The 6,307-nt window shown below is 43.4% G+C and carries 10 protein-coding genes; 7 read left to right on the top strand and 3 right to left on the bottom strand.

Features of this window, described 5'->3' with window-relative positions:
- Positions 1-198 precede the first annotated feature (198 nt).
- The gene (locus Q7V32_RS02040; protein ID WP_304895326.1) at positions 199-1,734 is read right to left on the bottom strand and encodes a hypothetical protein; all 1,536 of its coding nucleotides are present in this window, start codon (positions 1,732-1,734) and stop codon (positions 199-201) included.
- A 347-nt stretch (positions 1,735-2,081) separates the two neighbouring features.
- Between Q7V32_RS02040 and Q7V32_RS02035 the strand changes: the two genes are divergently transcribed.
- Positions 2,082-2,366, top strand: coding sequence for a hypothetical protein (locus Q7V32_RS02035; RefSeq protein WP_304895325.1), 285 nt, complete (start codon positions 2,082-2,084; stop codon positions 2,364-2,366).
- A gap of 352 nt (positions 2,367-2,718) precedes the next feature.
- Here the strand turns inward: Q7V32_RS02035 and Q7V32_RS02030 are convergent, their stop codons facing one another.
- Positions 2,719-2,850, bottom strand: a complete 132-nt coding sequence (locus Q7V32_RS02030) for a hypothetical protein (RefSeq protein WP_304895324.1) — start codon at positions 2,848-2,850, stop codon at positions 2,719-2,721.
- Between the two features lie 246 nt (positions 2,851-3,096).
- On the opposite strand from Q7V32_RS02030, the gene Q7V32_RS02025 reads away from it, so the two are divergent.
- The 3 genes from Q7V32_RS02025 to Q7V32_RS02015 all read left to right on the top strand — a co-directional run bounded on the left by Q7V32_RS02025 (position 3,097) and on the right by Q7V32_RS02015 (position 4,040).
- Complete coding sequence (locus Q7V32_RS02025) at positions 3,097-3,246, top strand: hypothetical protein (protein ID WP_304895323.1); 150 nt, start codon at positions 3,097-3,099, stop codon at positions 3,244-3,246.
- A gap of 405 nt (positions 3,247-3,651) precedes the next feature.
- Positions 3,652-3,849, top strand: coding sequence for a hypothetical protein (locus Q7V32_RS02020; RefSeq protein WP_304895322.1), 198 nt, complete (start codon positions 3,652-3,654; stop codon positions 3,847-3,849).
- A complete protein-coding gene (locus tag Q7V32_RS02015; RefSeq protein ID WP_304895321.1) occupies positions 3,849-4,040 on the top strand; it encodes a hypothetical protein in 192 nt (63 codons plus the stop codon). Before Q7V32_RS02020 ends, Q7V32_RS02015 begins: the two co-directional genes overlap by 1 nt.
- Before the next feature lie 130 nt (positions 4,041-4,170).
- On the opposite strand, the gene Q7V32_RS02010 is transcribed toward Q7V32_RS02015, so the two are convergent.
- Complete coding sequence (locus tag Q7V32_RS02010; protein ID WP_304895320.1) at positions 4,171-4,617, bottom strand: hypothetical protein; 447 nt, start codon at positions 4,615-4,617, stop codon at positions 4,171-4,173.
- Between the two features lie 460 nt (positions 4,618-5,077).
- Here Q7V32_RS02010 and Q7V32_RS02005 point away from each other — a divergent pair, with 460 nt between their 5' ends.
- The 3 genes from Q7V32_RS02005 (at position 5,078) to Q7V32_RS01995 (ending at position 6,249) form a co-directional block, all read left to right on the top strand.
- Positions 5,078-5,482 carry a hypothetical protein gene (locus tag Q7V32_RS02005; RefSeq protein ID WP_304895319.1) on the top strand — a complete coding sequence of 135 codons (405 nt, stop codon included), beginning with the start codon at positions 5,078-5,080 and terminating at the stop codon, positions 5,480-5,482.
- 247 nt (positions 5,483-5,729) lie between these two features.
- The gene (locus tag Q7V32_RS02000; RefSeq protein WP_304895318.1) at positions 5,730-5,906 is read left to right on the top strand and encodes a CsbD family protein; all 177 of its coding nucleotides are present in this window, start codon (positions 5,730-5,732) and stop codon (positions 5,904-5,906) included.
- 193 nt (positions 5,907-6,099) lie between these two features.
- Positions 6,100-6,249, top strand: a complete 150-nt coding sequence (locus Q7V32_RS01995; protein ID WP_304895317.1) for a lmo0937 family membrane protein — start codon at positions 6,100-6,102, stop codon at positions 6,247-6,249.
- The last annotated feature ends 58 nt before the right edge of the window (positions 6,250-6,307 follow it).

The raw sequence follows: 6,307 nt of genomic DNA, 5'->3' as shown, positions 1-6,307 counted from the left end.
AAGGTATGGGGTGTGGCTAGCGAGGATGTCGGCAGCAGGGATTGCTGCCGTCAAGCCCCCATGGAGGGGTTCACGGCGGTCCTCGATAGACACATCCCATACCTTCTATTCTTAGACGGTTTTTCAATCAAAAGGGAGTAGTTCGGCGCACCCAATGTTTCTGGTTTGGTGTAAAAAACAGCGGACCTGTAAACCGTCTTAATCAAACCGCGTTGTCGTTTTAAAGCGAGCAGATGCTCCCAACAGACCCAGTACGAAGAAGGACGTGCCGACAAGAGTAAAACGCAGATTGATCTCTTCGATGATCATGTCGTCAGTCGCATAAAGCATGATAATGACAGCGATCGCTCCCCAACCGAGAAAACGTAAGAAAGCCTCCAAAACCAGTTTTCCCAGGTCTTCCTTTTCACTCGCGGGTGTATCCATTCGGTAAGCGACAAAACCGGACATCAGTGCCGGTAAAATTCCCCACCGCATATGTTGCATGAAGCTTTCCAGAAAATTGAAATATTCTTTACGGTAGTGCGTCAGTTCAAGAACCAGTACAGAGGACGTGGTACTGACAATGAACCCAACTATCATCATTGCCAAATAGAACCCATAATTTCGATCGGATTCATCTTGTTGGTGTTTCAACGCCAGTGTCCGTGAAATAAACACCAACGTTATCGGCAGGACATAGATCGGGATGACGTAAGCAATCCAGCGTAAGGTATTACCATCAAAATGCGGCAACGGTTTATCCGGAAACAAAAATGCGTTGTGCAATGAAACAGAAATCTCCCTGCCTAACATAACTCCGATAGTGGTGACGGCCGTAAATAGCAGAACATACTTGTAAGTGTGTTTCAGGCGGGCCTGATGAACACGACCACCCAGCTGCTTTACGGATGCCCATATATCACTCTCGCTGGCGCTTCCGAACACGACCAGAGAGGCCAGTAAACGGCAGAGCAGACCGGTTAGATTATCCAGCTCCTTGATCAGATTTAAGGTCTTGGTGTAGTGCGGTTCCGCTTCTTTCCAGACGATCACTTTTTCCGACATTGCATTGTAGGAAATACAGATTTCCCCCCATTTCAACGACGGTTCATTGAAAAAACGACGGTAAGAGGATTGGTTGGCGTAGTTCTGTATCTGGTCAAAAAGAAGACAGTTATGCGCCCACTTGTATTCAACCGTAGCACTGGATTTGTCAAAATCGCCAGGATCGATACTCTGAACCAGCAAGCGATTTGCTATTTGTTTTTTTAAATTATCGTCGATCGCCGACAATCTGGATGAAATTAAAGCATTGTAGACCTCTACCGCCTTGGTTGGGATTGCGAAAGCGTCATGGATACTGTCCCTTAAAATCAATAGCGGGTTAAATTTGTTTTCCCAGGCGATAAAAAAAAGAAACAGTCCGGCAGCTATCAAAGGAATGATGGTGCCCCCGTCCAGTCCCATCAAAAGATTCAGCAATTCACCGGAACGAAGGTTTTCCAAAATATGTGTGACCAACGGCTCCAAAGGTAGCCACCGCCAGGTTAGCAACAAATAAAGTGCTGTCATAACCATGCAGTAAGATGCCATCCCCGCCCAGTAAGTGCTCCTGCGAATAAAGTATTGAGGAAGTGTTGGTTCTGCGCCTAACTGAATCCGGCGTTTCTGGAATGACCGGTAAGCGAGGAAAAAAACCAACCCAGCTCCAAGAAACTGTAAAACAAAGTTAATCATGAATTCGATAGTCATCGTGCGGCTGCTCCTACATCCTTTTCACAAAATTTCGAGTTAAGGTAAAAATCAAGTCCCGCGTGATTATATACGGGCTTATTAAATAATGCCGGTCGTTTTTTAAGCCAGCTTAACAATGACTGATGCACAGTGCTTACAGGCCGGAGCATAGTATTTGTGAGAAATTTATTTTGCTTAAGTACACTAAAAATGTGGTATGTTTTCTATCCAGTTTAGATAGATTAAATTGACTCAATGAACGCCACAATTATTTTTTTAGCCTGAAACTATAACATCTTACCCTTATCAAGGGCGTTGCATTTTTGTCTTAACATTCACAACCACTATTACTAAAAGATAAATGTATGAATTCATCAGTTGATTTAGGCGTTATTTCAGTTCTTCTTGAGCGTTTTGAAAAGCAAAGACTGCCTAGAGCTTTGTCAATTAAAGAAAAAGTAGATAATGGCGAGTGTCTTGAAGACTATGATATTGAGTTCTTGAAGGAAGTATTTGCCGATGCCCAGGAAATTATGCCAATGGGACACCGGCACCCCGAATACCAAGAGTTAATAGGAAAAATAACGAGTCTTTACCATGAAATTACCGAAAGAGGTTTAAAAAATCAGGAGCTTAAAAGCGGACACTAGCCATCAGAGTGCTTTTTTACAAAAGCGTTGAAGTGAGGGCGTACAAAAGCTAAATGATTTGACATCCACTTTTCGTTTAGTAACACCACTTTCTGACAGCGCCCCTCATCGTGACAACTACCCTAAGGCAAATTCAGCCGAGTGTTGATCATTGCGGCTATATCCCCTCGATACAGAATCGCAAAACGCCCACCTGATAGTTCCCACTATACCTGCATCGACCCATTCCTCTGGCGCGAGACAATGGCAGAGGCGCCGTCTTACTTGGCAAAACCGTTTTCGCCAAAACATGAATACCGAATCTTTCCCACCACAAATCGTTCGCTTCTTGCGAAAGCTGTAGCACAAACCATTACCAATCAATATTTTCCTCGATCAGCATGAACTGCATCGCTTGCTCGTCGACCATCGCGTTGACTGCGCTCATCCGCAACACAGCGAGCGGCCTTTGCAAATTGAAACAATTCTCGCACTTAGGCTTCATTCATCGGCGTAGATAGGTTTTATCAAATCAAACACTGCCGGCCTCACCCGTCATCTGACACCTTACTGACACAATTGGCAGTTCCATTGCTAAATCTGTCAGTTTTGTTACTGGACTACCGTTAAAGAGTCGATAAATAGCGTACTGCAGGATTGGCACAAAGATTGAATTAACTTTTGATGAGTGACGGTGACACCAAAGAATCAAGAATGGGGTCAATCTGACAAACTAACCTGGAGAATAGTCATGTTTAATAGTGATAACGATGAAATTGATTATGGCTGTACGGATGACCTGCCACTAGCTGATCACATTGAATGGCAGCATTTAGTGCTGGAAGACGATCAGGAATGCGTACCGGACAACCTGGATGATATGGAGCAGCTATTTTTTTAATAACGCTTAAGCGAATCATTGAGCCAACCCCGCGATTGACGAAAATACGTTGGATACCCTTAATCAAAGAATGTATGGAAAAACCTGATTAAGCGCTCTGGATTCGCAGCAATTCCCAGTTTGATATATTTAGCGTCTTTTTGGGCAGGAAAAAGCCTTTCGAGGAACGCCGTAATTGCTTCCATGGGGCTTGACAGCAGGACCCCGGCTGCAGACATCCTAAAAAAAGCTTCCCCAGCCCTTTATTTCCTTAAAATTGAGAATTGCTGCTGGATTTTCGAGCGGATCAAACTTAATCTTTAACGTTGTATACTACTTTCAAATAATCGAACAGAGACAGATCGTTTTAACGCTATTTTCGTTTATTTTGGCGACTTAACTTATAGATAACCAGTGGAGGTGGATATGTTTCCGGAAATGGGACGCGTCATCATCGTCGCGTTAATGATCGTAATTCCCGTCTGTTTAATTTACCGAAAAGCGGGGTTTCATCCTGCCTGGGCCTTACTGGTGTTTTTACCGGGTTTCGGTTTGCTACTGATTTTTTTGCAACTGGGCCTGATGCCTTGGCCAAATCAACAAGACAAACCAGGAGAATCTTGATGGCATTTTTTCTATTGACCGTCATGGTGCTTTTTGTCCTCTGGTTAGGCAGCAAAATTCTGGCTAAAGCCGGTCACCATCAAGCCTGGGTTTTGTGCCTGCTAATCCCTGTCGTGAACATTATCATGATTTGGATTTTTGCCTTCGCTCATTGGCCTAGTTTAAAGCCAGACGTAAAACAGGATTTGTGAGCATCCGACGTTGAGTCATTTGTTATCGGGTAAGGCTTGAACTGTCAATCAGCGTGTAAAACTTTCCAATCCATCTAACAATGCAGCTTGTCGGAATGGGCGCGTGACTTCGTCAAGTTCTAAAAACAGCCTATTCGAGAGGGTAGACCTGTTCGATATGCTCTTTCAAATGGGTCAACTCAGCTAAACTCCCAGACAGGCTTTTAAAATCCATCGTCCCTAAATTCCCTGCCATCTTGTTAAAATCCGTAATCCCGTCTTGATAAGCTTTTAAATATTCATCCGAATTTTCCAGCATTTCCGGGTGTGCACGACAAATATTCAAGCCATGACGAGGGAACAATCGCTCAAAAAAATGGAGATTGGTAAGCCCATTAAGCTTAGGATTGACTATGCCTGCAAAATTCGCAGCTACCGCTATAGCCCCCGCCAAATAGCCGATCAAATAATCGTCCTGTAATGCTGATGCAGGCAAAACGCCGCCATGACTGCTCTCTATAGCATGAAGCGATGGACGGAATAGCTGCGCAACTGCAACAGCCACCTTAACGTTCTTCGGTTTTAAAAAGTCCAGCATTAGCCCCTCCAGGGCGATAGTTATGTTGATACTGAGCTGTAAATCAGCGCCAGTCTTTTTCTAATCCAGCTTCTGATTTTTAACTTAAAGTTGGAATTTATGTAACTACTCGCCCGCTTTGAATGATGGGCGCAGGTGCTTGATTTAAAAGAACGCATCAATACGTCACTGTTGCAGAGGCCTATTCAATCAAACACCTACACCCAATAAATTGGAGGCGGTGAGCAGATACTTAAAACAATGTTATATCCCTCATTTGGGTCAACTTTGAGGTTGCTTGGCGGCAACCATGGCTTTACGTTACCGTTTCACATTCACTGAAGCAACTGATTTAGTCAATTGTGATTGGCTGATGACAAATAATCATTCATAAATTAACATCACCGACACAGATAACCCGATTTATCCCAGAACGATTAATCGGTATTTTGACAAAACATTTTACTCACCCCCATAACTTATGACTGCAACCGTGCCCGAAAAAGAAAGCTTGAAGAACTCAATTGAGCATTGGCGCAATCAAAGAAACAATGCACAAAAACTATGGAGTTTTGTCCATCATTTATCTCTATTCGGATCAATCGTCTCCAGCGTCGCCGCGGGGGCAATCTTGCAAGCATCGGATAATCAAACATTACCCAGCATACTGACTTCAATATCGGCCGTCCTGACAGGCATCGCGGTATCAGGTGGATTTGAAAGAAAATGGAGAAGCAACCGCCTGAGCAGAAGTACTGCGGATAGATTGTTAATAGATATCGATTGTGATGATGCCGACATTAAACTCATACGAGATCAATACAAGTCGGCAATTGAAAAACATGATGCTGAAGTTGTCGGCGGTTCTAATACTGATAAGTCATAATATTTGATCTGTCCGGAAAAGCTGAAGGGTTGCTTAAACCCAGCCCGCCAAGCCCGTCTAATTCTTGTGATTTTTAAGAGTCAGGTTCAATCAAACTAAAATCGCTGAAACAATCAACTATGTTCGTTACCGTACCGACAAAAGTTGAGTTTACTTGTATCGTTCAAACTGAAGTGATGGACGATTAATACTACTCCACGCTTTAGTCATGTCCATTTTGTCCTGACTCAATTATAAGGAGAGTCTCATGAACAAAGATCAAATAAAAGGCCGCATCGAAGAAGTTAAAGGTAAAGTAAAAGAAGCAGCGGGTGTGATACTTGATGATGATGCGCTGAAAATAGAAGGCAATGTTCAAAAGAACGTCGGTAAAGTCCAATCGGGCTTGGGTGACCTTAAAGAAGACATCAAAGACAGCATCTGATACAAACATTGTTGATCCGTGAAGCCCCGGATCAACTCTGCAGCACAAAGTCAGCCGGATGTATTAAAAGCCTTGATCAGAAAAAATCAACTTAACACTTACCGGTTTTTAGTACGGCCATCGACATCGATCCGTAATTTGTTTTTCTACAACTCATTGAGCAGTCAGTTGATGGCTTTCTAAGGAGAAAAAAATGCTTGAATCTCTTGCCATTATTTTAGTTATCCTCTGGATACTTGGCTTGGTGTCATCATACACACTGGGCGGATTTATCCACATTCTTTTAGTTGTTGCCGTCATTGTCGTTGTCTTGCGAATAATCAGAGGCAAGCGAGTCGTCTAAGTCGCCGAGACAGAGTTCGGTGGCAATACCGAACTCTAACTATGTTCTTTATCGGAGA

The sequence above is a fragment of the Methylicorpusculum sp. genome, assembly GCF_030651835.1.
GTDB lineage: Bacteria > Pseudomonadota > Gammaproteobacteria > Methylococcales > Methylomonadaceae > Methylicorpusculum.
Note: the sequence above shows the minus strand (reverse complement) of the source record. Positions and strands in the feature narration are given on the sequence as shown.